The 25,895-nt window shown below is 33.2% G+C and carries 20 protein-coding genes and 6 pseudogenes; 16 read left to right on the forward strand and 10 right to left on the reverse strand.

All coding sequences use genetic code 11. The features are described from left to right. The 6 genes and pseudogenes from R2808_RS01480 to R2808_RS01505 form a co-directional block, all read right to left on the reverse strand. A pseudogene (locus tag R2808_RS01480) lies at nt 1-213 on the reverse strand (peptidase S41); the annotation flags it as partial. After that, nucleotides 197-1,039 (reverse strand): DUF4349 domain-containing protein, encoded by an 843-nt coding sequence (locus R2808_RS01485; RefSeq protein ID WP_371269166.1) that lies wholly within the window; start codon nt 1,037-1,039, stop codon nt 197-199. The gene R2808_RS01485 and the pseudogene R2808_RS01480, both read right to left, overlap by 17 nt. 57 nt (nt 1,040-1,096) lie before the next feature. Beyond that, nucleotides 1,097-1,468, reverse strand: coding sequence for a ribonuclease P protein component (gene rnpA, locus R2808_RS01490; RefSeq protein ID WP_371269167.1), 372 nt, complete (start codon nt 1,466-1,468; stop codon nt 1,097-1,099). 64 nt (nt 1,469-1,532) lie between these two features. Further along, nucleotides 1,533-3,407: a M1 family metallopeptidase gene (locus R2808_RS01495; protein ID WP_371269168.1), complete on the reverse strand. Its 1,875-nt coding sequence runs from the start codon at nt 3,405-3,407 to the stop codon at nt 1,533-1,535. A gap of 76 nt (nt 3,408-3,483) precedes the next feature. Further along, complete coding sequence (locus R2808_RS01500) at nt 3,484-5,073, reverse strand: S8 family peptidase (protein ID WP_371269169.1); 1,590 nt, start codon at nt 5,071-5,073, stop codon at nt 3,484-3,486. Between the two features lie 80 nt (nt 5,074-5,153). Further along, nucleotides 5,154-5,963 (reverse strand): MBL fold metallo-hydrolase, encoded by an 810-nt coding sequence (locus R2808_RS01505; RefSeq protein ID WP_371269170.1) that lies wholly within the window; start codon nt 5,961-5,963, stop codon nt 5,154-5,156. A gap of 412 nt (nt 5,964-6,375) precedes the next feature. On the opposite strand from R2808_RS01505, the gene R2808_RS01510 reads away from it, so the two are divergent. From R2808_RS01510 to R2808_RS01565, 12 genes and pseudogenes are all read left to right on the forward strand, one after another. Next, a complete protein-coding gene (locus R2808_RS01510) occupies nt 6,376-6,705 on the forward strand; it encodes a HesB/IscA family protein (RefSeq protein ID WP_371269171.1) in 330 nt (109 codons plus the stop codon). Between the two features lie 143 nt (nt 6,706-6,848). Next, the gene (gene sufB / locus R2808_RS01515; protein ID WP_371269172.1) at nt 6,849-8,297 is read left to right on the forward strand and encodes a Fe-S cluster assembly protein SufB; all 1,449 of its coding nucleotides are present in this window, start codon (nt 6,849-6,851) and stop codon (nt 8,295-8,297) included. Between the two features lie 31 nt (nt 8,298-8,328). Next, nucleotides 8,329-8,676 (forward strand): four helix bundle protein, encoded by a 348-nt coding sequence (locus R2808_RS01520; protein WP_371269173.1) that lies wholly within the window; start codon nt 8,329-8,331, stop codon nt 8,674-8,676. A 45-nt stretch (nt 8,677-8,721) separates the two neighbouring features. Beyond that, the gene (sufC, locus tag R2808_RS01525; RefSeq protein ID WP_371269174.1) at nt 8,722-9,471 is read left to right on the forward strand and encodes a Fe-S cluster assembly ATPase SufC; all 750 of its coding nucleotides are present in this window, start codon (nt 8,722-8,724) and stop codon (nt 9,469-9,471) included. A gap of 66 nt (nt 9,472-9,537) precedes the next feature. Further along, a pseudogene (sufD, locus tag R2808_RS01530) lies at nt 9,538-10,859 on the forward strand (Fe-S cluster assembly protein SufD). A 60-nt stretch (nt 10,860-10,919) separates the two neighbouring features. Further along, nucleotides 10,920-11,387, forward strand: a complete 468-nt coding sequence (locus R2808_RS01535) for an LEA type 2 family protein (RefSeq protein ID WP_371269175.1) — start codon at nt 10,920-10,922, stop codon at nt 11,385-11,387. A 61-nt stretch (nt 11,388-11,448) separates the two neighbouring features. Next, a pseudogene (locus tag R2808_RS01540) lies at nt 11,449-12,650 on the forward strand (aminotransferase class V-fold PLP-dependent enzyme). Nucleotides 12,651-13,192: 542 nt separating this feature from the next. After that, nucleotides 13,193-13,568, forward strand: a pseudogene (locus tag R2808_RS01545) (SufE family protein). Nucleotides 13,569-13,597: 29 nt separating this feature from the next. Continuing rightward, nucleotides 13,598-13,919: pseudogene (locus R2808_RS01550) on the forward strand (iron-sulfur cluster assembly protein). A gap of 61 nt (nt 13,920-13,980) precedes the next feature. After that, nucleotides 13,981-14,256 carry a DUF2480 family protein gene (locus tag R2808_RS01555; protein WP_371269176.1) on the forward strand — a complete coding sequence of 92 codons (276 nt, stop codon included), beginning with the start codon at nt 13,981-13,983 and terminating at the stop codon, nt 14,254-14,256. Continuing rightward, nucleotides 14,238-14,357, forward strand: a complete 120-nt coding sequence (locus R2808_RS01560) for a hypothetical protein (RefSeq protein ID WP_371269177.1) — start codon at nt 14,238-14,240, stop codon at nt 14,355-14,357. Before R2808_RS01555 ends, R2808_RS01560 begins: the two co-directional genes overlap by 19 nt. 251 nt (nt 14,358-14,608) lie before the next feature. Next, nucleotides 14,609-15,471: pseudogene (locus tag R2808_RS01565) on the forward strand (DUF3078 domain-containing protein). A 58-nt stretch (nt 15,472-15,529) separates the two neighbouring features. On the opposite strand, the gene hflX reads toward R2808_RS01565, so the two are convergent. The 4 genes from hflX to R2808_RS01585 all read right to left on the reverse strand — a co-directional run bounded on the left by hflX (nt 15,530) and on the right by R2808_RS01585 (nt 21,700). Continuing rightward, nucleotides 15,530-16,759 (reverse strand): GTPase HflX, encoded by a 1,230-nt coding sequence (hflX, locus tag R2808_RS01570; RefSeq protein ID WP_371269178.1) that lies wholly within the window; start codon nt 16,757-16,759, stop codon nt 15,530-15,532. A 94-nt stretch (nt 16,760-16,853) separates the two neighbouring features. Beyond that, a complete protein-coding gene (locus tag R2808_RS01575) occupies nt 16,854-18,197 on the reverse strand; it encodes a DUF5689 domain-containing protein (RefSeq protein WP_371269179.1) in 1,344 nt (447 codons plus the stop codon). A 3-nt stretch (nt 18,198-18,200) separates the two neighbouring features. Next, nucleotides 18,201-18,815 carry a choice-of-anchor J domain-containing protein gene (locus tag R2808_RS01580; protein WP_371269180.1) on the reverse strand — a complete coding sequence of 205 codons (615 nt, stop codon included), beginning with the start codon at nt 18,813-18,815 and terminating at the stop codon, nt 18,201-18,203. A gap of 11 nt (nt 18,816-18,826) precedes the next feature. Beyond that, entirely contained in the window at nt 18,827-21,700 is a 2,874-nt protein-coding gene (locus R2808_RS01585) for a carboxypeptidase-like regulatory domain-containing protein (protein WP_371269181.1), read from the reverse strand. A gap of 137 nt (nt 21,701-21,837) precedes the next feature. Here R2808_RS01585 and R2808_RS01590 point away from each other — a divergent pair, with 137 nt between their 5' ends. The 4 genes from R2808_RS01590 (at nt 21,838) to R2808_RS01605 (ending at nt 25,770) form a co-directional block, all read left to right on the forward strand. After that, entirely contained in the window at nt 21,838-22,935 is a 1,098-nt protein-coding gene (locus tag R2808_RS01590; protein ID WP_371269182.1) for an endonuclease/exonuclease/phosphatase family protein, read from the forward strand. Nucleotides 22,936-22,996: 61 nt separating this feature from the next. Continuing rightward, entirely contained in the window at nt 22,997-23,530 is a 534-nt protein-coding gene (locus tag R2808_RS01595; RefSeq protein ID WP_371269183.1) for a 3-hydroxyanthranilate 3,4-dioxygenase, read from the forward strand. Nucleotides 23,531-23,534: 4 nt separating this feature from the next. Beyond that, nucleotides 23,535-24,146: an alpha-ketoglutarate-dependent dioxygenase AlkB gene (locus R2808_RS01600; RefSeq protein ID WP_371269184.1), complete on the forward strand. Its 612-nt coding sequence runs from the start codon at nt 23,535-23,537 to the stop codon at nt 24,144-24,146. A 55-nt stretch (nt 24,147-24,201) separates the two neighbouring features. Further along, nucleotides 24,202-25,770, forward strand: a complete 1,569-nt coding sequence (locus R2808_RS01605) for an aldehyde dehydrogenase family protein (RefSeq protein ID WP_371269185.1) — start codon at nt 24,202-24,204, stop codon at nt 25,768-25,770. The last annotated feature ends 125 nt before the right edge of the window (nt 25,771-25,895 follow it).

Raw genomic sequence — 25,895 nt, forward strand, 5'->3', positions numbered from 1 at the left:
TAAATCGGCAAGCATGTTTTTAATAGCAACATTCATTAATTCGCCAGGGTTGGTTTCATCAACGTAGTTTTGGTTAACAGTTTTAAACATACCTGTAAAAATTTCGATTTGCTTGGCAATTTCGAAAAAGTCGTTTTTAAAACTTACCCCAATATATAAAAACGCAATAGCAAATGCTGTAAAAACGAATCGTTTTTTAAAGATTTTCTTCATTTTTTAATTTTCTTTTTTTCCATTTTCTTCTTAAAAAGAAGAATAGAATTGCTAAAATAAGAATAAATGGCCAAATGTATAGAATTCCTAAAAAGAAATTGGATATTCCATTAAAACCAGATTTTATAGCATTCCACATTTTGGTTCCATACGATACGGTTGTTCCTGTTCCGTGTTCTACTTCGGTGTACATTTCAATAGAAACAGTGCTCATAGACACTCTGTTTTGCAGATAATTTAAGCGTCCTTGTTGTGCTTCTATTTCTTCGCGAATGCTAGAAAGTTCTTTTTCGATTTCTAGAATTTCAGTTATTTTAGTTGCTTTTTTTAGAAGTTCTAAATAACGGTTTTCTAATGTTTTTTTTGCGAGTAATCGGGCTTCTACATCTACAAATTCTTCGGTAACATCTTGTGCGATTATTTCTTTTCGATCGAAATAGGTAACGCCTTTACTTATTTCGGCAATAAAACTATCGAACGATTGGCTGGGTACTCTAATGGTAATATTTCTGTAAATTGAGTTATAATCTTTACCCGAAATATCGTTTTGAATACTTGCTTTGTATTGGTTTACAACTTTTTGAATACTTGCGAAACTTTCGTTTAAACTAGTTGTTGCAAAACGCAAATTGGCCGTTTTAATAATTTTTGCTTGTGTATTAGCATTATCAATACTAATATTGTTTTGTGGTTCTTCGGCTACTGCCATATCAGCAAAAGAAGAAACGGCCTCGGTAGCTTCAGATTTTTCATAGAAAACACTTTCGCTTTTTTCTTGGCAACTTACCATAAAAAAAAGCATTATAATTAGACCAATTTTTTTCATAATTTTTTTATTAAAAGATAAATATAAAATACTTATTAACAAAAACTTAGCCAAAAACTAATTTTTTATTACAGTTAAAAACTTTTCAAATAATAAAATTGTTTTTTCCTGTATTTCTGTAAAAGTTAATTTTTCTTTTGTTTGATATAACAACATAAAAGCGTAGGGTTTATCGATACCATTACATAATGAATGTTTGTTTAGCCTATAACATTCGCGAAGCAAGCGTTTGTAGCGGTTTCTATCTACGGCTTTTTTAAAATATTTCTTTGAAACCGAAACGCCAATTTGAAGTTTTTCTTCGGCAGTAGGATTTTCAACATATACTAAACGCAACGGATATTTTGACACCGATTTTCCTTCACTAAATAGTAAACTAATAGTGTTGTGGCTTTTTAGTTTTTCGTTTTTTGGATAGTTGAATTTCATTTGTACAAAGGTATAAAAAAAGCGAACTTTTAAGTTCGCTTAATAGTTATTACTTTGGTTTAAATTATTTTTTCTCCCAACTATTGTTGTTTAAATCAACATCGGCCATTAAACCACTAGGGTCTATTTGTATAGCTTTTATAGCCTTTTTTTCAATATCGAAGGTAAATGTAGGAAAAGCCCAATCCCAAGCTTTTAAAACCGTTCTTTTAATTGAATACGGATTTGGTTTTTCCCAGCGCATTAACGTATTTGGAATATAAAAAGTTTCTTGCGTTCCGTCTTCATAAACCACTAAAACATCAAGAGGCATTGGCATACGACCGATTCTTTCTAATGTAATTTCAGTAGTGTTTTTATTTTCATTAACCGTTTTAATACCATAATCAATAGTATTGGTTGTTTGTGTCCAATCTACTAAATACCAATCTAAATTTGCACCCGAAACTTTTTCGGCAGTACGTTTAATATCGTTAGGTGTTGGGTGTGTAAATTTATAGTCGTTATAATAGCGTTTTAATGTTTTCATTAAATTGTCTGTTCCAATAACGTAACCCAATTGCGATAAGAAAATTTCGCCTTTACTATATGCACCAATACCATAAGCCATATTGTAATCGTATCTGTCGGCATGTGTAGAAAGCGGTTGTTCTTTACCCGATTTTACCAAATAGCGATAGCCGTTGTAGGAACCACTAAACGGATTGTCTTCTTTACCCGATTTTGGCGGTAAAATTTCATTCATAGCCACATCAGAAATAAATGTAGTAAACCCTTCGTCCATCCATTCGTGTTTACTTTCATTAGTAGCTAAAATGTGTTGGAACCAAGAATGTGCGAATTCGTGTGCCGTAACGCCAACTAAACTACCAAAACTTCTATTTCCTGTAATTAAAGTACACATGGCATATTCCATACCACCATCGCCACCTTGTATTACTGAATATTGTTTGTACGGATATTCGCCAATATTTTTATTGAAAAAAGCTAATAATTCTGCTGTTTTAGGCTGTAGCTTTTTCCAATTTTCTATAATTTCTGGATTGTTCTTATAAAAAAAATGCAATTCTACGTTGTTTGGTCCCAAAATTTTATCGTGAATATAGTTGTTATCGGCGCCCCAAGCAAAATCGTGAACATTTGGCGCAATAAAATGCCAAGTTAATGTTTTGGTTTTCTTAGCATGCTTTACTTCAACACCATTGTCTTGGTAACCATGACCAATTTCATTTTTGTTTTGAAGATAACCTGTGCCGCCAATGGTATATTCTTTATCTATTGTAATTTTCACATCGAAATTGCCCCAAACACCGTGAAATTCTCTACCAATGTAAGGGTCGGCATGCCAACCTTCAAAATCATATTCTGCCATTTTAGGATACCACTGCGTCATTGAAAGCGCAATACCTTCATCAGAATTTCTACCCGAACGGCGCACTTGTAACGGCACTTGTCCTTCGAAAGTTAAAGAAAATGTTGTAGTACTTCTAGGTAATAAAGGTTCGTTCAGGATAACTTCTAATATTGTACCTTCAACTTTAGTGTTTGCTGGTTTTCCTTTTTGTTTAAAGTCAGAAATTTTTAAATAGCCAATTTCTTCTGGCTTTAAAGCACTAATTCTACTTTCTGTAATTTCTTTATTATCTTTTGTAAACGATTTTACCATGCGTTTATCAGGATCTGCTATTGTTTGCAAGCGCGCATCCATTGCGCTTCCAGGTTGAAAAGCGTTAGGATACAAGTGATAAAACACTTTTTTAAGTGTATCGGGCGAATTATTGGTGTAAATCAATTCTTGACTTCCTTTGTATTGATAATTTTCTACGTTCATATCGACATTCATTTTGTAATCGACATGTTGTTGCCAATAGCCAGCGTTTGGATTGTTTTGTGCAAGCGAAACTAAGGTAAATAAAGAAAATAAAATTAGTTTTTTCATAGATAATAAAATTAAAAACCACAAAATCGACTATTATAAAATAACGATTTTGTGGTTAGTTTATTTCAAAATAAAATTATTTAGACATTTGCTCTGCCATAATAAGTGCGTTATAAGCATTTACTATACGGCCAGTTTTAGAAACTTCTGCAAAGTTAGCTTTGTGTTGATCGTCGCCTACTTTAACATCGTTTTTAAGTGCTAATCCGCTGTTTAAAATAATTTGTTTTACTTGAGCTGCTGTTAATTTTGGATAATACGAACGAATTAAAGCGGCTACACCTGCTACATTTGGCGATGCCATTGATGTGCCTTGTAAATACTCATACGTTTGGTTAGGCGTTGTGGCATAAATTTTCATACCAGGAGCAAAAACATCTACATTTTTTTTACCGTAGTTAGAAAAAGGTGCCACCATGTTTGAACCGTATTCTGGACCAATAGCACCTACAATAATTACATTGTTTGAAATTTCTGGAGCACCATCGTAAGAATCGCTTGGGTATTTATTTACAACGTCTAAATCTTTAGAATCGTTACCTGCTGCAAAAATTACTAAAACATCTTTAGAAGCGGCATATTTTAAAGCGTCTTGTACCCATTCTTTATGTGGAGAAAAATATTTACCAAAAGAACCGTTGATAACTTTTGCACCATTATCTACAGCATAACGAATACCTAAAGCAATGTCTTTATCATACTCATCGCCATTTGGTACGGCTCTTACCGCCATAATTTTTACATCTTTAGCCACACCATCGCCGCCTTTTCCGTTACCACGAACTTGTGCTACAATACCAGCAACGTGTGTTCCGTGTTTAGCATCTTCTGGATCTGGACCTATTACATTATTGTTTCCGTATTTTGTGTCGGTTAAATCGTCAATGTTATCGCCAACTACTTTACGACCATCAAAATTTACATTTAAATTATAGTTTAATTGATCGTACACATAATCTACACCACTTTGAATGCGTTTATCAAAATCTTCTTTCGATTGACGCGCTAATATTTGTGTAAACATTGCTTTATACTGCGATAAAGTTGGGTCTTCTGTTTGCATAGCCTTAACATCTTCTAAAGTAAAGTTATCTTTCTTTAGGTAATTTTTAATAGCTTTGTCTGCGCCAACAATCATATCGATTTGTTGTTTGGTTTGCATTACATCGGCAATATCAGCATCTAATTCTGCTTTTGCTTTCTCATAATCTGGTGTTCCAGGTCCTTTTGCTACGATACGCGTTTTTTCTAATTGTTCGTCGTTGCTATCGCCTAGGAAATTCCACCCATTAATATCATCTATATAGCCATTGTTGTCATCGTCTTTTCCGTTATTCGCAATTTCTTTAGGGTTTACCCAAATTTGACCTTGTAAATCTTCGTGACGAATATCTACACCAGAATCTACAATTCCAACAATTACAGTGGTAGATTTTTTTCCTTTTAGTAATTCTGCATAAGCTTTGTCAACACTCATACCAGGAATGGTGTCTTTAACTAGATCTAAATCACTCCATCTTTTTAAATCATTTTCAGCTATTGGCGTTGTTTTTAAAGGTTGGTTGTCAATGTTTTCAATAGGTGTAGAAATCATTTTAGACGAACCACAGCTTGAAAGTACCAAAGCAACAATTGCAGCTGACAAAATAGGTTTTAATGTTCTCATTTATATAGTTTTATGTTTATTAATCGTTATTATTTGACAAATATGCTTTTATTTTGTTACAAAGAAATTACTATTTAACACTAATTTAGGATTTCATTACAAGTAAACACATCTTTTAATCGCACTCCTTTTTCTGTATTTTGAACAGTGATAATTTGATTATGAGCATCGTGTTCTAGCCATAAATAATAATTATTTTCAGCTGCCATTTTTAAAAAGATTTCCTTTTCAGACATAGACATTAAAGGTCTTGTGTCGTATCCTGTTACATAGGGTATAGGAACATGTCCTGCAGTTGGTAGCATGTCGGCACAAAAAACAATGGTTTTTCCTTTGTAATTTATATGTGGAAGCATTTGTTTTTCGGTATGCCCATCGGCAAAGAAAATGCCAAAATCGAGCTCAGAAGTTTCAGAAAAACCACTTACAGGTCTTGATATAAAATGTAAATGGCCGCTTTCTTGCATGGGCATAATATTTTCTTTTAAAAAAGAAGCTTTTTCACGGGCGTTGGGTTGGGTTGCCCATTGCCAATGATTTTCATTTGTCCAATAACGGGCATTTTTAAAAGCCACTTCATAACCCGTTTTATCTTTATTCCAATTTACGCTTCCGCCACAATGATCAAAATGCAAATGCGTCATAAACACATCGGTAATATCATTTGGTTGAAAGCCTTTTTCTTTTAATGATTTTTCCAATGAATAATCGCCCCATAGCGAATAATAACCAAAAAATTTATCCGACTGCTTGTTACCCATTCCTGTATCAATCAAAATTAAACGGTTACCATCTTCTATCAGCATACATCGAGCGGCAATATCAATTAAATTATTATTGTCGGCTGGGTTGGTTTTGCTCCAAATCGTTTTTGGTACTACGCCAAACATTGCACCACCATCTAATTTAAAATTACCTGCTTCAATAGTAAAAAAATTAAAAAATTAAAAAAATAATTTTTATATTATATAAAATATAAAATTTGTATTTAATTTATTTGTTAATTTAAAAATCAAAATAAGATATTAAAGTCAGATGGAAAAAACATAGTAGAGAAATGGATTTGACAACGAAAGTATTAAAATGGTGGATGATGAGATAAAAAATGATGATACAAACAATAAAGATTAAAATTAAAAAATTTGTAAATTTTCATTTGAAATAAATTTTCTGCAAGTTACAAATTTTAGTCAAAACCATAAGTTCTTTTTATTTTGAAATAAAGTATTAATATGTAATCGGTATTGTTATTCCTAAATTATCAATTATCTTTGCAATTAATTTAGACAAAATCAAAATAAGATGATAAAAGTGTCGGATTCAGCTAAAAAGAAAGCTGTGGAACTGATGACCGAAGACGGATTTGATGCTACAAATGATTTTATTCGCGTAGGCGTAAAAAGCGGCGGATGCAGTGGCTTGTCGTATGAATTGAAGTTTGACAATAAACAAAATGATGATGATAAGCTAATTGAAGATAATGGCGTAAAAATATTGGTTGATAAAAAAAGCTTTTTGTATTTAATTGGAACTACTTTAGATTATTCTGGCGGATTAAACGGGAAAGGATTTGTATTCAATAACCCAAATGCTAATAGAACATGTGGTTGTGGGGAGTCGTTTTCGTTATAGATAATTATAAAATAACGAATTAAAGACATCAAAAGAAGATTTTGAAAAACTAAAAAATTAAATGATATTTCAAAATTGATAAGTGGATTTTATAGTATCTAAATAGAACTTTATAACATTCAACTTTTCAACATTAAAACAATATGTCAAAATATACTGAAGAACATTTAAAGGAAGAGCTAGCATCTAAAGAATACGAATACGGATTTTATACCAACATAGAATCGGAAACATTTCCTGCGGGCTTAAACGAAGATATTGTTCGTGCAATTTCTAAAAAGAAAAACGAACCCGAATGGATGACCGAATGGCGATTAGATGCGTATCGTATTTGGACAGAAATGACAGAACCCAATTGGGCAAACGTGCATTATGAAAACCCCGATTTTCAAGCAGTTTCCTATTATTCGGCTCCCAAAAAGAAAGATAAATATGAAAGTCTTGATGAGGTTGATCCGGAACTTTTAGAAACCTTCAATAAATTAGGAATTTCTATCGACGAGCAAAAACATTTAGCAGGTGTCGCAGTTGATATTGTAATGGATTCGGTTTCGGTAGCCACTACGTTTAAAAAGACTTTGGCTGAAAAAGGAATTATCTTCTGTTCGATATCAGAAGCGATTCAAAATCATCCGGAGTTGGTTCAAAAATATATTGGCTCAGTGGTTCCTAAAACAGATAACTTTTATGCCGCTTTAAATTCGGCGGTGTTTTCTGATGGCAGTTTTTGTTATATTCCAAAAGGCGTTCGTTGTCCTATGGAATTATCAACTTATTTCCGTATCAATCAAGGTGGAACAGGTCAGTTTGAAAGAACTTTAGTTATCGCTGATGAAAGCAGTTATGTGTCGTATTTAGAAGGCTGTACAGCGCCAAGCCGCGATGAAAATCAATTACATGCGGCGGTTGTTGAGCTTATAGCTTTAGATAATGCCGAAATCAAATATTCGACCGTTCAAAACTGGTATCCAGGAAATAAAGAAGGAAAAGGTGGTGTTTATAATTTTGTAACTAAGAGAGGTTTGTGCGAAAAAAGTGCTAAAATATCATGGACACAAGTAGAAACCGGAAGTGCTGTTACATGGAAATATCCAAGTTGTGTATTAAAAGGCGATAATTCTATAGGCGAATTTTACTCGATTGCCGTAACCAATAATTTTCAACAAGCCGATACAGGAACCAAGATGATTCATTTGGGTAAAAACACCAAATCAACCATTATTTCCAAAGGAATTTCGGCAGGAAAATCACAAAATAGTTACCGTGGACTGGTTCAAATTGCATCTAGAGCTGAAAATGCCAGAAATTTTTCACAATGTGATTCATTGTTAATGGGAAATGAATGTGGTGCACATACGTTTCCTTATATAGAAAGTAAAAATGCGTCGGCACAAATTGAACACGAAGCAACGACTTCAAAAATTGGAGAAGATCAAGTGTTTTATTGCAATCAACGTGGCATTCCAACCGAAAAAGCCATTGCATTAATTGTAAATGGTTTTAGCAAAGAAGTATTGAATAAATTACCAATGGAGTTTGCCGTTGAAGCACAAAAACTATTGGAAATTTCATTAGAAGGTTCGGTAGGATAATTTGAAAATGTACTAATTTGATAATTTGAAAATGGAAGAAAAAGAAAATGTAATTATAAAATTAACTTTCCAGTTTGCACTAGATATCATTAAATATTGTGAAAATTTACAGGAAAATAAACAATTTGTAATTGCTAATCAACTTTTAAAATCCGGAACATCAATTGGCGCAAATATAAGAGAAGCTCAAAATGCTGAAAGTAAAGCTGATTTTATACACAAATTTAAAATTGCTGCAAAAGAAGTTGAAGAAACAATATATTGGTTAGAACTATGTAGATTTTCTAAAAATTACCCAAATGTTGATCATTTAATAGAACAAATTAATAATATAGCTAGAATAGTAAACAAAATAATAATTTCATCAAAACAAAAGTAATTTTGGAATTTCCAAATTTCCAAATTATCAAATTTCCAAATAATTATGTTATCGATAAAAAACTTACACGCTTCGGTAGAAGATAAAGAAATATTAAAAGGAATTAATCTTGAAGTAAAAGCTGGAGAGGTTCATGCGATTATGGGACCAAATGGTGCTGGAAAATCAACGCTTTCTTCTATTATAGCCGGAAATGAAAATTACGAAGTAACCGAAGGTAAAATCATCTTAGATGGCGAAGATATATCAGAATTGGCACCTGAAGAACGCGCACATGCAGGTGTATTCTTGTCTTTTCAATACCCTGTTGAAATTCCGGGTGTTTCGGTAACTAATTTTATTAAAACGGCTATCAACGAAAGTAGAAAAGCAAAAGGATTAGAAGAAATGCCAGCTAATGAAATGTTGAAAAAAATTCGAGAAAAATCGGAATTATTAGAAATGGATAAAAAATTCCTTTCACGTTCGTTAAACGAAGGTTTTTCGGGCGGTGAAAAAAAGCGTAATGAAATTTTCCAAATGGCGATGCTCGAACCTAAAGTTGCCATATTAGACGAAACCGATTCGGGTTTAGATATCGATGCACTTCGAATTGTTGCCAACGGCGTAAATAAATTAAAAAACAACGAAAATGCAGTAGTAGTAATTACGCATTATCAACGTTTGTTAGATTATATCGTTCCTGATTTTGTTCATGTTTTAATGGATGGAAAAATTGTAAAATCGGGCACAAAAGAATTAGCATTAGAATTGGAAGAAAAAGGCTACGATTGGATTAAAGCAGAAATTCAGTAAGCAGTCGCAGTATTCAGTTCGAAAGTAACTGTAAACTGTAAACTGTAAACTGTAAAATTGAAATAAATGGATTTAAAAGAAAAATTACTATCATCATACTTAGCTTTCGAAGAAAAATACTACGAAAACACTAGTTTGCATGATGTTCGAAATACAGCAATAAAAAATTTTCAAGCAAAAGGATTTCCTACCAAAAAAGAAGAAGCCTGGAAATACACTTCGCTAAATTCAGTATTAAAAAATGATTTTTCAGTATTTCCAAAAACTGAAAATGCTATTGAGTTTGCTACTGTAAAAAAATACTTTTTGCACGAAATCGACACCTACAAATTGGTTTTATCGACGGAAAATTCAGTTCGTTTTGAAATCACAAAACTACACATGATGGTATCGATGTATGCTTACTTTCTTCTGTATTGAATAAACCAAAATATAAATTAGTTTTGGATACTCATTTTCCAATCAAATTGTAAAGTAAAGATGAATCGTTAACATCATTAAATACGGCATTTGCAAAAGAAGGCGCATTTGTAAATATTCCTAAAGGGAAAATTGCTGATAAACCTATTGAAATTATTCATTTTTCAACAGGAAATGAAACCGCTTTAATGACGCAACCCCGTAATTTGATTATTGTTGGCGAAAATGCGCATGTTCAAATTATTGAACGTCATCAAAGTTTGAATGAAAACCCTGTGTTAACCAATAGTGTTACTGAGGTTTTTGCTCAAAAAAGAGCTATTTGCGATTATTATAAAATTCAAAATGACATACAAACTGCTTCTTTAATTGACAACACGTATATTGCTCAAAAACAAGAAAGTAGAGTAGCAGTGCATACGTTTTCATTCGGTGGAAATATTACTAGAAACAACTTGAATTTTTACCATCAAGGCGAACGAATAGATTCTACTTTAAAAGGAATTACAATTATTGGTGACAAGCAACACGTTGATCATTATACTTTAGTGCATCATGCGCAACCCAATTGTGAAAGTCACCAAAACTATAAAGGAATTTATGGCGATAGTAGTACAGGTGTTTTCAACGGAAAAATTTATGTAGAAAAAGAAGCACAAAAAACAGATGCTTTTCAGCAAAACAACAATATTTTAGTAAGTGAAAAAGCAACCATTAATGCCAAACCACAACTAGAAATTTTTGCTGATGATGTAAAATGTTCACACGGTTGCACTATTGGTCAGCTAGACGAAAGCGCTATGTTTTACATGCAACAACGAGGCATTCCTAAAAAAGAAGCACGTGCTTTGTTGATGTATGCGTTTACTGATGAGGTTATGGAAAGTGTAAAAATTCCGGAATTGAAACAACGCATTACGAAGATTATAGCCAACAAATTAGGAGTAAACTTAGGATTTGATTTATAGTTAAAAATCTACAAAATTCTAATTTCAAAAAATATAAATTTGTGTAAAATAGTTCTACAAATGAAAAAAGTAATTACGTATTTAACAGTTCTTATAGTTGTGGTAGCTTGTAGTGTTTCTAGCGAACCTGAATTTATTAAAATGGAAAACATTTTCCCAAAAAAAGTATCAATGTTAAAAGTACAAATAGTTTCCGATGCTGTATTTTACAATCCTAATGATGTAGGTTGCGAACTAGTAGCTACCGATATTACGGTTTTAGCAAACGGAAATGAAGTAGGTAAAGCAACTCAAACCAAAAATGTAGAAGTTTCAAGCAAAGGCGAGTTTACAATTCCGCTTGAAGTTTCTTTTTCGCCAATAAAACTGCTTGAAGATAGAGAAACACTTGCAACAAGTTCATTGCCAAATTTATTGAATAAAAAAGTAGAAGTTGCTTACAAAGGAACAGTAACCCTTAAAAAAGCAGGTGTTTCGTTTGATGTTCCTGTCGAAAAAACAGATGAAATTTTATTGCAAAAAAAATAGTTTAGCATAAAATAAGGTTTATTTATTCTTATTATAAACAATCAAATTGTAACTTTGCAAGATGATTGCTATACAAAAAATTAGAGCCGATTTTCCCATACTTTCTCAACAAGTAAACGGAAAACCATTGGTATATTTCGATAATGGAGCTACAGCACAAAAACCTCAAGTAGTAATTGATGTTATAAATCAATATTATTCAACAATAAATGCAAATATTCATCGTGGTGTACACACTTTAAGCCAATTAGCAACCGATGCGTATGAAAATTCTCGAAATACTATTCAAAAGCACCTAAATGCCAAATATAATCACGAAATTATATTTACTTCAGGTACAACCTTCGGTATTAATTTAGTGGCCAATGGTTTTACAACGCTTTTACAAGCAGGAGATGAAGTAATGGTATCGCAATTAGAACACCATAGCAACATAGTTCCTTGGCAATTTTTATGCGAAAAAACAGGTGCTAAGTTAGTCGTAATTCCAATGAACGAAAAAGGTGAGTTGGTAATGTCGGAATTCGACCAATTACTTTCTAACAAAACAAAAATTGTAGCGGTTAATCACATTTCAAACGCATTGGGAACCATTAACCCTATAAAAGAAATAATAGATAAAGCACATAATGTTGGCGCAGCTGTTTTAATAGATGGCGCACAAGCAACACCACATTTAAAACCAGATGTTCAAGCTTTAGACTGCGATTTTTATGTTTTTTCTGGTCATAAGGTTTGTGGGCCAACAGGCGTGGGAATTTTATATGGAAAAGAAGAATGGCTAAAGAAATTGCCACCATACCAAGGTGGTGGCGAAATGATTGCTGAGGTAACTTTCGAAAAAACAACTTTTGCCGATTTGCCACATAAATTTGAAGCAGGAACACCTAATATTGCAGGAGGAATTGCTTTAGGAACAGCCATAGATTATTTAAATGAAATCGGTTTCAAAAACATTGCATCTTACGAACAAGAATTATTAGATTACGCTACCGAAAAACTACTTCAAATAGAAGGTTTACGAATTTATGGTACTAGCCAAAATAAAGCAGCTGTAATTTCATTTAACATAGAGGGTATTCATCCGTACGATATTGGCACAATTATAGATAAATTAGGAATAGCAGTACGAACCGGACATCATTGTGCACAACCTATTATGCAATTTTACAACATTCCAGGTACGGTAAGAGCAAGCTTTGCTTTTACAATACTAAAGAAGAAATAGATAGTTTTAGTAGCAGCTGTAAAAAGCACAAATAATGTTGTCTTAAAAAATAGAGCATGAAAAATAGTTTTATTAGTAGTCTTATTTGCCTTTACAGCGTTTAATTGCAGTAAGCAAATTACTCAAAGCAAAAGTGTTATAACAACACAAAAATAACAGTACTCAATAGAAATTATTTATGAAGAAACATCAAGAGGTTTTTCAAAAATTACGGTAAAAGAAGGCAATTTGTATAGTATAAAAAACGAAAATTGCGAGCAAATGAAATTGCTGAACTAAAACAACTTTCAAATGAGCAATTACAAGTTTTGGCACAACCTTTTCATCACAAATTAGATTTTGATGAAATGAAAACTATAAAGCGCTCTCTCTGAAAAACGTTTTTACGACGGTGCACCTGCCGGCAAGTTTAATCATTATTAAAAATAATAATACATACACATCAACTTCTTTGATGGCGGTAATCCACCAATCGAATTAAAAGAAATAATAGAAAATATTACAACAATGCAGCAACAAAATAATATTATGACAATACCTTGTAAATACAAAAAATGAAATAGTTGACGAATTTTCAATGTTCGACGATTGGATGCAACGCTACGAAATATATTATTGAATTAGGAAAATCATTGCCATTAATTGACGAACAATACAAAACAGAAAACAACATCATTAAAGGCTGTCATCGTGGAAAGTATGGGTTCATGCCGAAGAACAAAACGGAAATATCGTTTTACAGCCGATAGCGATGCTACTTTAACCAAAGGAATTATTGCTATTTTAATTCGATATTTTCAAACCATTCACCACAAGAACAATAAGTGCAAATACTGATTTTATTACGTTGATGAAATTGGTTTGAAAGAACACTTATCACCAACTAGAGCAAACGGATTGGTCTCAATGATAAAACAATTAAATTATACGCATTAGCGTTTCAAAATAAATAAGTGAAATTGCGAACTGAAAACTGAATAAAATGGAAGAATTTAACGATACAATAAACCTTGGCGAAAACGTAGTAAAAGTATTAAACCATCTACGACCCCGAAATTCCAGTTGATATATACGAATTAGGTTTAATTCACGATGATTAACGAAAGTAACGATGTAAAAGTTTTAATGACGTTAACATCACCAAAACTGCCCTGTTGCCGAAACATTACCACAAGAAGTAGAAGAAAAAAATAAGAGCTAAATAGACGAGGTAAAAAGCTGCGAAATTGAATTCAATATTTGACCCACCGACAAAAGATTTAATGAGTGAAGAAGCCAAATTAGAACTAGAATGCTTTAATTAGTTTTTAGTCGTAGTAATTAACGTAATTTACACGCCTAAAACTGAAAGGAACACTAAAAAAAATGGATGAAATTGTAAATAAAGTAGCACAGAGTTCGCTTGAAGTATTCGATTTAGAAAACTATTTTCCAGATAATACTATTGTAGAACTCGATATTTCGGTAATGGTTATACGAAGGTGTTTTGTTAAAAGAAAAAGATTTTCGCGAACAACTAAAAAAACTTTCGATTGGACTGTTTTTAAAAAACAAATATGTTGGCATAACCCTGTAGTACAAATGCTATTTTTCCAGCATGGGCTTTGTTTATTGCCACTTATTTGTTTCCGTATGCGTTAAAAACTATTCAAGGAAATAAACAAAACATTACCATTGCTTGGTATAATGATGTTTTATCTAAAATTGACTATACGGTTTATAAAATAAACCCATCATTTTAAAAAGGTTGTTCTAAAAAAGCCGTTCCAATAAGAGGTTTATACAATAGCCATTCAAAAATTATTACCCAGTTATATAGCATAATATTTTTGGCAGCCTGTTCCGCAGTTATGCCACTTACAAGAAAAAAGAAAATAAGAGATTTTTTTCTATAAACAATTATATGTAAGCAGAATTTAATTACCTTTTTTGTAACCTTAATTTTTAAAACAATAAATGAAAATTTTTACTAGTATTTTGTTTGGCGTAAAATATAAAGCATTTTTGCTCAAGAAACAGAAAAAGAAAATTTAAAGAAAAACAGAAGAAGCCTTTAGCAAAAGCAAGGATGATAAAAGAAGGATGGACAAGAGGTGGTGTAATTACAGCATTAGCAAAACAATTCGTCTTTTAATTTGGATAAAGTGGGTGGTCAAAACAACTTTGCGTTGGGAAATTTTAGCGTTAATTACGATTTTAATTACAAAAAGCAGCTCCTGAACTGGGGATAACAAGTTTTTAGCTTCTTATGGTGTAACTAAAATTAAAGGGCAAGACCAACAAAAAACAGACGACCGCTTAGAGCTAAACTCACTTTTAGGAAGAAAAGCAAACTTTGGAGAAAACTGGTATTACTCTGGTTTTTTCAGTTTTAAAACGCAAATGGATACAGGTTTAGACCCAGATACACAAACGGTAAAAATTTCGCACTTTTTCTCGCCAGCTTATTTTCAAGCAGGTCCGGGTTTGTTATGGAAAAAAAGCGATAATTTAAAAGTGAATATTGCGCCAGCAACTTCAAAATTAATTGTTGTTCACGATCATTTTACCGAGTTTGGTGAGTCTTTTGGTGTTGAGCAAGGGAAAACTACACGCTACGAATTAGGTGCGGCTCTTAACGCATATTACAAGTTTAATATTATGGAAAATGTTTCTGTAGAGAACATTTTAAACTTATATTCTAATTATTTAGAAGATCCGCAAAATGTTGATATCGATTATCAATTAAATATTGCTATGAAAATAAACAAGTATTTAACAACAAACTTTGCTTTTCAAGCAATTTATGATGATAATGCTTTTAGAGGTTTTCAAACGCGCCAAGTTATTGGTGTAGGAGCAACAGTTAACTTCTAATATAAAACAGCTAAAAAACAATAAAAACGACCTCATTTGAGGTCGTTTTTTTATGGTTTTACTCTTGATCTGTTGCTTCTTTATATTCTGGATATAAAAAATTGTTGTAGGGAAAGCGTGTAATATGAATTTCCCGAACGGCTTCATATACTTTTTCCCGAAATTCTTCAAAGTTTATTTTATTTGTAGCCGAAATAAAAAGCGCATTGTTTTTACCCATTTTACTCATCCAAGTGTGTTTCCATTCGTCTAAAGTAAAATGTTTCGATTCTTTTTCTATTGCTAAATTATCGGTATCAAAATAAGCTGGTTTATACGCATCAATTTTATTAAAAACCATAATTGTTGGCTTATCATCGCTTTTAATTTCTTTTAAAATATCGTTTACAGAAGCAATATGATCTTCAAAATCGGGGTGCGATATATCTACTACATGTAACAATAAATCGGCTTCGCGAACCTCATCTAATGTGCTTTTAAACGATTCTACTAATTGCGTAGGTAATTTTCGTATAAAACCTACAGTATCACTCAATAAAAACGGAAGGTTTTTAATAACTACTTTTCGCACCGTTGTGTCTAGCGTTGCAAAAAGTTTATTTTCGACAAAAACTTCGCTTTTTCCTATAGCATTCATTAAAGTAGATTTGCCCACATTTGTATAACCAACTAAGGCAACCCTTACCAATGCACCACGATTGCCACGCTGAATAGCCATTTGCTTATCAATTGTTTTTATTTTTTCCTTTAAAAGCGCAATTCTATCGCGCACAATACGGCGGTCGGTTTCAATTTCGGTTTCACCAGGGCCACGCATACCAATTCCACCACGCTGGCGTTCGAGGTGCGTCCACATACCTGTTAATCTAGGAAGTAAATATTGATATTGTGCTAATTCAACCTGCGTTCGTGCATACGAAGTTTGAGCACGTTGTGCAAAAATATCGAGAATTAGATTAGTACGGTCTAAAACTTTACATTCGTCGCCAAGTTCTCGATTAATATTTTTTTGTTGCGATGGCGAAAGTTCATCGTCAAAAATTACGGTTGAAATATCGTTTTCTTTTACAAAGGTCTTAATTTCTTCTAGTTTTCCGCTTCCTACAAAAGTTTTAGGATTAGGTTTATCCATTTTTTGAGAAAAGCGTTTAAACACTTCGCCACCTGCGGTAAACGTTAAAAATTCTAGTTCATCGAGATATTCGTTGAGTTTTTCTTCGTCTTGATTTTGGGTAATAATACCTACTATAGCGGTTTTTTCAAATACGTGATTGTCTTTTTCTAACATAATTGTTCTTTATCATTACAAAAATACAATTATTTGGAATAAAAAAACGCCCCGTTTTTGCGAGACGTTTTTACTTTATTCAAATTGATTTTAATTAAAAACCAGTAACTCGTACATTATCTACTTCCCAAGTAGAAGAAGCAGAACTTGTTGAGGTATATCGGAAAGCGACATAAAGATTTCCACCAACGTAAGAAGTAACATCAATGTTTCCAGAACCTATCCAATTCCAGCTACCAGTTGACAAGTTTCCTGTTACTTGTGTCCAAGTAGCAGTACTTGGCGCACTAGAACCATCATAATTGCTAGAAACATAAATTTCTAAATCGTTACCTGTATAGTTTTTAGCGGTATCAAAAGATAAAGCGGCTTCTGTAGCAGTGCTTAAATCAACGGCTGGAGAAATTAACCAATCGTCGTTTACATTATTTCCTCCAGAGTATCCAGACATTTTAGCATAATTATCAGGGTTGCCATAGCCATTTGTACCCCAAGTCCATTCTTGAGCACCGGTAACACTATATTTTGTCCAAATTGTCCAATCATTTTCAAAACCATCTTCGAAGAAAGTTTGAGGAATATAACGGTCATTTGTTAGTTGTACATCGTTTACGGTTCTAATCATAAATTGATAGTCGTTATTATACTTAGTCATTACACCTCTTACTTTTCCGTTTCCACCTGGAATTTTTTCAGAAACAAAGTTTGAAAAAGCACTTACTCTTACGATAAGGGTGTTACCATCTCTATCGGTAAGCAGGTTATTGGTTCCAGAACCAGCAGTATTTGATGGGTCATAGTATGTTTTACCGACAAAAGCATCGGCAAATTGAACTTCGTCGAATTCTATTAACTTATTTAAATATTCATTACTTTTTGCGTCAGCAAAAGAAACATTTGTATGTAATAACTCTTCTTCTGTTTTAGATTCGCAAGAACGTAATAAAAAGTTAGGGAATTCGTTAATAGAAATTCTACCTACTTGAGTTCCGTTTAATCCACCAACTAAAACACCATTAAAGTTTCCAGAAATAATGCTTTCGCCATAATATAAACCGTTTAGCTTTACATAAACTTTTCTTCCTGGCTCGTACATGGTGTAAAGGTTGTATTGATCAACAGGAACACTAAATCCGTATTCATCTCCGTTACTATCGAAAGCAACCATTGAAATACTTTTGTAAAAGTTTCCACCTTCGTCGCTAGAGGTTACATAAGCTTCTAAAATATCTTCTGCACCAGTTGCAGAGTCTGTCCACAATGTAGCATTTTGTCCTACTAAAGAAGCAGGTGTAACAACACCAGTTAATATATCTACATTAGCTGTTTTAGAATGGCATTCCGTAGTTAAATCGGGTGTGCCATAATCATCACCATTAGTACAACCAAAAAAGGCTGTAGCTAATGCTAGTGTTAAAATTAATTTTCCTTTTTTCATAGCTTAATTTTTAATAATTTTAATATTATCAATTTGACAGGTAGTAGTGATGCCACTTTTACTTCCAGTATATTCAAAAGCTAAATAAACTGTATTGTTTGCAAAACTATTAAGGTCAATAGCGCCACTTTCGGTAACAACATCGTCTTCAGATGGTAGTGTAAATTCTAACTCTGTCCAGTCTGCAGTTGTAATAGATGCAGGATTTCCGTCAAAATTTGTTGAGATAAAAACCTTTACAGGGTCGCCATTTGAATATCTGTATTTTGTAGTAAATGATAAAAATTCATTAGAAGATAATGAAATAGCAGGAGTAATTAACCAAGCGTTATCTGTTGTTCCGGTATTTGAATAATAAGAACTAAACTCAGCATAATTATCGTTACTATAGCTTCTACCGTGCCATACTCTGGCAGGATTATCAAAGTTTACATTTGTCCAACCATCTATAGCTATAGCCACTTCATTTGAGCCAGAACCTATTTCAATGCTAGAAAAAGACTCGTTAAAAGTATAGTTATACACGGTAGGAATTGCAAAATCGTCATCATTAACACACGAAGTGGTAATACTTAAAATTACTGCAAATGCGGCTATTGTTTTTAAAACTTTTTTCATAGTGCAATTTTTTAAAAGTTAATATATAAATTAACAAAATACGTTCTTCCGTAACCGTAAAAATATTTTGTTCCAAAAGAAGGTGTGTTATAAGCTTGGTCAGCTACTACATCTGGGTAAGTAGCTTTTCTTGATTGTTCAAAACCTCCTGTTTTATAACGAACATCAAACACGTTGTTTACCATAGCAAAAACACCAAATGTGTTACGGTTCTTTTTACTTATTCTCCACGATTTTCCTCCCATAAGGTTAATTAGTGTGAAAGGATCTAGTTTTTCTTGTTTTAATTTATCACGAACACTTGCTTCTGTAACACCAGAATAATTATCGTTAGTTATTGGGTCTATCGAAAAGTTATCTGTTCTTAAAATACTTGATGGGTCAACATAAATATCTGATAAATAGTTGGCATTAGCACTTATCCACCAGAAATGAGGATCGCGGTATTCTAAACCAAATGAGTAAGCTTGCTGTGCCACACCTGGTTGGTGGTAATTTTTTAAATAAGTTGTTCCAAAATCTCTCAGCGCATTGTTTCCTAATGCAGCTCTACCATCGTCGTTAGTTACTAAGTGTGCGTTATCAGAATATGTATATTGTCCGTAAGAAGCGGCACCTATTGCTTTAATAGTTGGCGTTAATTGGTACTCTATACCTAATTCTCCACCCATTGAAACTTTGTTTAAACCAGTAACAATTTCACTTACAAAAGCATCGGTATCGCCTCCTGCTTCGCCAATACTTTCGGCATAGTAAAACGAAATGTCGGTACTGTTGTTTATTCTATTAAAGAAACCTGTTACACGTGCTTTTAATTTAGGTGCTTGTATAATATAACTTGCATCGGCAGCCATAATGTTTTCTTGTTCTAAATTTGGTGTAACTAAGTTATTTAAACGAGCATTAGAAAACACATTACGCATAATAGGTGCTTTTGTCATATAAACACCGTTAAAATCTAACATATGACGTCCGTTAATTTTGTACATTAAACCTCCTTTAAAACCAAAATTTTCATAAGTAAGTTTCTCGCTTTTTCCATAAGAATTGTCAGCATAAATACCATTTCTATATAAGCCTTCTCTTTGGTATTGTGTTCTTGAGAAAGTTTGTGCTAAATAGAAGTTGAATTTTCTGTAATCGAACTTAAATTGTGTAAATCCATTAAATACAGTAGCAAATAAGTTGTAGTTGTATCCGTAAGTATCGCCTTCGCGAATTTGTCTGTTAGGATTGTTCAAATCAGATTGCGAAGCACCTTCAATAAAGAAAGCGCCAGCGCCGTTATTAGCATCTGGGTTGTAACCAGCAACAAAAGGATCAATATCTAAAAAGTATTGTCCGCCCATTAAATCTAATAAGTTTTGGAAATTGTGCGATTTTAAATGTTTAAAAGTAGCGCCTGCGTTTAATGAAATATGATCAGATAAAGTAGCGTTTAAAATAGAATTAGCTGTCCATTGTGTATCATCTGTTCTGTCTTCGTATAAGGCATAAACACTTCGTCCACCAGCATTTTGATTGGCAACATACATAGCATTCCAATTAATTTGAGAGTTTGCTAAAAAGCTAGCTCTTGCATTTCTTGCAGGAATGTTTTCTAATTTAGGAGTACCGTCTTCGTTAAAAACTGGATTACCATTTTCTACAACTTGTGTCCATAAATCGGGCTGATTGTTGAAATAACTTGGTAAGTTTTTATAATAAGTAGGGTCTGGGTTATTACCTAACTGGTTGTCAATTCTAGAGTTACCAATAGAACCTGTTTGATAAGCAACATTTGTAGTTAGCAATGTTTTTTCGCTAATTTTCCAATAGTGCGATAACATATTAATAGGTTCAGCAATATCTTTAACTCTAGAGTTTCGTTTTTTACCATCTTGCCAACCCCAATAAGAGTTGTAGTTTTCTCCTTTTAAATCAATTACTTCTTGTGTGTTTGGTGACGATTTGCCTCTTGCGTTTTTTGCATATATTGAAGTAAAGTTAATACTATGCTTGTCGTTAAATTTCTTTTCAACAGAAGCAAAAAGAGAAGTAGCATCATAATCTGTTCCTTCAAAATGTCCTTCTTTTGCCCATCTTCTAGAACCCGAAACAACAAAAGCCCAACCTTTACTGTTAAAGCCAGAAGCGTGGGTTGCCATTGTTCTCCAGTTATAATTAGTGTTTGTTCCCGAAAAAGTTACACGAGTTCCGGTTCTGTAATGCGAAGCTCTTGTGTTTATTTCTTGCGTACCTAATATACTACCAAAAGTATAATCTGAAGGAGCAGAACCCATTGTAAATTCTTGGTTTCTAGTAGCATCATTTAAACCACCCCAGTTACTCCATTGCGGTCTTCCGTCGTAAATTTTGTTCATTTCAACACCATTAATCATGGTAGTACCGTATTGGTTGTCTAAACCACGAACTCTAAAACGAGCTTGCCCCCAGTTAAAAGCAGCAGCTTGTTGATAAGTGTCGCGAGAGGCTTGTAATAAACCTGAAGTACTTTCAGAACCCGTATTTTCATCGCCTAAATCGTTTTCTGTAATGGTTACTAAACTTAATTGTAATTCAGAAGTAATATCTTCCTCTAAAGCAATTGTTCCCAAATCTAAAACAGTGTTTTCTGCGCTAGGTTCAATAATTAACGATTGCTTTTTGTAGCCAGGATAGGTAACTAGTAATACCGATTGTGTATTTGGTATTACGGCAAATTTAAATGTACCATCTACTGCTGTAATTTCAGATAAACTTGTGCTTTCAATTGTTAAAGTAACATTTCGTAAAGGGTTAAGTGTTTTAGAATCGATTACCGTACCTTTTAACGAAGGGTTTTGTTGAGCAAACGAAAGTAAGCTCACCATACTTAGAAAAGCACTCAAAACAAGTTTTTTCATAAATAAGATTAAAGTTAAAATTAATTTAAAGTTAAGAGTTTCAACTTAACAGTGTACAAATGTACAACTTTTGTCATTATTATGTACCTTTGGCATCGGTTTTGTATAAAAATTGATATTAACATAACATTTGCACTATGCGTTTAAAGTTTATTTATTATTGTTTTGTAGCGGTTTTCGCACTAAACACTCAGGCTCAAAGTAAAAAAGTTAAAGTTCACACGGTTGCTTTTTATAACTTTGAAAACCTTTTCGATACTAAAAAAGACCCTGTAAAGTATGATGAAGAATATACTCCTGCTAAAGGTTGGACAGAAGAAAACTATAAAAAGAAATTAGACAATTTAGCAAAAGTAATTTCAGAATTAGGAGTAAGCGATGTACAAAAAAATACACCAGTAGTTATTGGAACTTGCGAAGTTGAAAACAGAGGTGTTTTAGAAGATTTAGTTAGACACCCTAAAATAATAGATTTAGGATACAGCATTATACATTTTGATTCGCCCGATAAGCGAGGAATTGATGTAGCGCTTTTATACCAAGGAAAATATTTTACACCTACAAGCTATACAAACATACCTTTATATATTTATGAAGATATGTTAAAAGGAAAAAAGGAAGAAACAACAGCCGAAGACGCCGAAGATAGTAACGATACAGAAAACCATTCTAAAAGAGTATATACTCGCGATCAATTATTAGTAACAGGTTTATTAGATGGCGAAGAAATTAGTTTTATTGTAAACCACTGGCCATCGCGTTCTGGAGGTGAAAAAAGAAGCAGTCCTTACAGAGAAGAAGCAGGAAAATTAAACAGAAAAATAATTGACTCGCTTTACAAAATTAATCCAGATGCAAAAATTATTACAATGGGCGACTTAAATGACGACCCAACGAATAAAAGCGTAAAAAAAGGAATTGAAACCGTAGGAAAACGAGAAGATATTCAAAAATATGGTATGTACAACCCAATGGAAAAAATGTACAAAAACGGAGAAGGAACATTAGGTTACCGCGATGCTTGGAATTTATTCGATCAAATTATTGTTTCAGAGCCTCTTGTAAGAAAAGATTACAGCACGTGGACCTATTGGAAAGTTTCACGCTTTATAAAACCTTATCTTATACAAAACGAAGGAAGATGGAAAGGTTACCCAAAACGAAACTCAAATGGCGTACCAGGCTATAGCGACCACTTTCCTGTTTACATTTATTTGGTTAAGGAAGCAAAATAAAAAAATAAAGGTTAGCAATTTGCTAACCTTTATTTTTTGTATTTTTATAAAAAACTATAAAATGGCAATAAAAAAACCTTTTAATTTAAACCAATGGATAGAAGAAAACAAGCACCTTCTACAACCACCAGTTGCTAATAAAAATCTTTACACTGCATCTGAAGATTATATTGTAATGATTGTTGGCGGACCTAACGCCCGAAAAGATTACCACTACAACGAAACCGAAGAACTATTTTATCAATTACAAGGCGAAATTACCGTTTACATTCAAGAAAACGGCAAAAAGAAAGCAATACATTTAAAAGCCGGCGATATGTTTTTGTTGCCACCAAAAATACCCCATTCGCCTAATAGAACCGAAAACTCAGTAGGTTTAGTTGTAGAACGAAAGCGCGCAGGAAAAGGATTTACAGATGGCTTGCTTTGGTTTTGCGATAATTGCAATGAAAAACTTTATGAAGTTTATTTTGAACTTCATAATATTGAAAACGATTTTCTTTCTCATTTTAAAGAATTTTATACCTCTAAAGCACATAGAACTTGTAAAAACTGTGGACATATTATGGAAACCGATAAACGTTTTGTAAAATAATGTAGTGGATTTATTCAATCAAAATACCGATAAAAATACAAATTGGTTACCGTATGAAGGAGTTGTTAACTATTATGGCGTAATTGTACCTAAAGGAGAAGCTAACCATTATTACCAGAAGTTGCTTAATTCAATTCAGTGGAAAAATGACGAAGCTATTATTTTTGGTAAAAAAATTCAAACCAAAAGAAAAGTTGCATGGTATGGTAACAACCCGTATAGTTATACGTATTCTAATGTTACAAAGTATGCCTTACCATGGACAAAAGAATTATTAGAACTTAAAACTTTAGCCGAGCAAAAAACCAATGAAACCTACAATTCTTGCTTATTAAACCTATACCATAATGGAAACGAAAGTATGGCTTGGCATAGCGATGGCGAAAAAGATTTAAAGAAAGAAGGAGCAATAGCGTCTTTTAGTTTTGGCGCCGAACGAAAGTTTGCATTTAAACACAAGCAAACCTACGAGAAAGTAGCTATAGTACTACAACACGGTAGTTTATTGGTTATGAAAGGAAGTACACAAGAACACTGGTTACATCGTTTGCCACCAACTACACTAATAAAAACACCAAGAATAAACCTTACTTTTAGAACTATTGTAAAAGAATAGGAAAGACTCTAAAATAATCCTTAAATTTGCAACACTAATAAAAATAATACTTTATATGTCAACAATAACGCAAAAATCAGTTGCCGAAAAATTTGGAATGAAAGAAGCCTTACAAGTTTTAGGCATTAAAGAAATAAACGAAGGAACATCAACAGGAAGCGAGTGGTTTTCAAACGGAGAAATTATCGAAAGTTATTCGCCTGTAGATGGTCAATTAATAGGAAAAGTTAAAGCAACTACTGCTGAAGATTACGAAAGAGTGATGCAAAGTGCAACGGCAGCTTTTAAAACTTTTAGAGCTATGCCAGCGCCGCAACGTGGCGAAATTGTACGTCAATTTGGAAATAAATTAAGAGAACTAAAAGAACCTCTAGGTAAATTGGTTTCTTACGAAATGGGAAAATCGTTACAAGAAGGTTACGGAGAAGTTCAAGAAATGATCGACATCTGCGATTTTGCTGTAGGTTTATCGCGCCAGTTAAACGGACAAGTAATTCCTTCAGAACGTCCGGGTCACGTAATGCGTGAGCAATGGCATCCTATAGGTGTAGTAGGAATTATTTCTGCATTTAACTTCCCAGTTGCCGTTTGGTCTTGGAACACAGCTTTAGCATGGATTTGTGGTGATGTTTGTGTGTGGAAAGCATCGGAAAAAGCACCGTTATGTTCAGTTGCTTGTCAAAATATTATAGCCGAAATTTTGAAAGAAAACGGTTTACCCGAAGGTATTTCGTGCATCGTAAACGGCGATTATAAAGTAGGTGAAATGATTACTTCCGATGCTCGTATTCCTTTGGTTTCGGCTACAGGTTCTACACGTATGGGTAGAATTGTAGGCGCTAAGGTTGCAGAACGTTTTGGAAAATCATTATTAGAATTAGGCGGAAACAACGCTATTATTATTACGCCTACTGCCGATTTAAAAGTAGTGGTTCCAGGTGCTGTTTTTGGAGCAGTAGGAACTTGTGGACAACGTTGTACTTCTACGCGTCGTTTAATTATTCACGAATCGGTTTATGATACGGTTCGCGATGCAATTGTAGGTGCGTACAAACAAATTAAATTAGGAAACCCTTTAGATGAGAAAAACCATGTAGGTCCACTTATCGATAAAGATGCAGTAAATACGTATTTAGCAGCGATTGAAAAAGCAAAAGCTGAAGGCGGAAAAGTATTAGTTGAAGGCGGCGTTTTAGAAGGCGAAGGTTACGAAAGTGGTTGTTATGTAAAACCAGCTATTATTGAAGCCGAAAATCATTTTGAAATTGTTCAACACGAAACGTTTGCTCCTATTTTATATCTAATGAAATATAGCGGCGAAGTTGAAAACGCTATCGAAATACAAAATGGTGTTGCACAAGGTTTATCGTCTTCAATTATGACCAATAGTATGAAAGAAGCTGAAAAATTCTTATCGTTTGCGGGTTCCGATTGTGGAATTGCGAATGTAAACATTGGAACATCTGGTGCTGAAATTGGCGGTGCATTTGGTGGCGAAAAAGAAACTGGTGGTGGGCGTGAGTCTGGTTCAGATGCTTGGAAAGTATATATGAGAAGACAAACAAACACCGTTAACTATTCTGACCAATTGCCTTTAGCACAAGGAATTAAGTTTGATTTGTAGGGTTTATTTTAGAAAACAGAATAAAGAATATAGAGAATAGACAAAAATCCCGCTTTTGGCGGGATTTTTTGTTTTCATTATTTCTAAGAAAAGTAATATTTCGTTTCATTAGTTCGAGTAGCGAA

The sequence above is a fragment of the Flavobacterium sp. genome (assembly GCF_041392005.1).
Lineage (GTDB): Bacteria > Bacteroidota > Bacteroidia > Flavobacteriales > Flavobacteriaceae > Flavobacterium.